The sequence below is a fragment of the Campylobacter sp. IFREMER_LSEM_CL1097 genome (assembly GCF_025772225.1).
GTDB classification, from domain to species: Bacteria; Campylobacterota; Campylobacteria; order Campylobacterales; family Campylobacteraceae; genus Campylobacter_D; species Campylobacter_D lari_D.
The window spans coordinates 1-701 of record NZ_JAKMRT010000052.1; the positions used below are offsets into that span (position 1 = coordinate 1).

At 33.7% G+C, this 701-nt stretch carries 1 pseudogene; it reads right to left on the reverse strand.

The annotated features are described in order from the left end of the window. Positions 1-586: pseudogene (locus tag L8W64_RS08880) on the reverse strand (flagellin); the annotation flags it as partial. Positions 587-701 lie beyond the last annotated feature (115 nt).

Sequence of the window (701 nt, forward strand, 5' to 3'; positions counted from 1 at the left end):
CCCCATTATAGTTTTTAATGGTAAGCTGAGCTATACCACTATCTTTAGCTTGAGAACCTGTTTCAAATCTAGTTACACCTATTTTAGAACTTTGAGTTGGGCCTATGCTAGCTTTTACGGTTTGATTTGACTGTGCACCTACTTGGAATTCTTGATTTATAAAGTTTCCGCTTAAAAGTTGTTTGCCATTAAATGCTGTAGTATTAGCTATATTATCAAGTTCTTCCATCAAACGATTTATATCAGCTTGAAGCATATTTCTTGTTTTAGTGCTTTGTCCATCTTGTGCTGCTTGAGTAGCTTTTACTTTGATAGTATCTAAGATTTTAAGCTGCTCATCCATAGCCTTATCAGCTGTTTGTAAAATACCTATAGCATCATTACCATTATTTATCGCTTGACCTAAAGTTGCAGCTTGTGATCTTAAGCTATCTGCTATAGCCATACCTGAAGCATCATCTGCTGCAGAGTTGATTCTAAGACCTGAACTAAGTCTTGATAAAGACTTATCAAGCTCTCTTGCTGTGATAGTTGAATTTGCATGTGCATTCATTGCACCTATGTTGGTGTTTATTCTAAAACCCATTTTAAATCCTTTCAAAATATTGCTTAGAACTTTTAAAGCAATAAATGTTCCAAATTTTAAAGAGTGTTTTAAAGAGTGTTTTAAAGAGTGTTTTAAAGAGTGTTTTAAAGAGTGT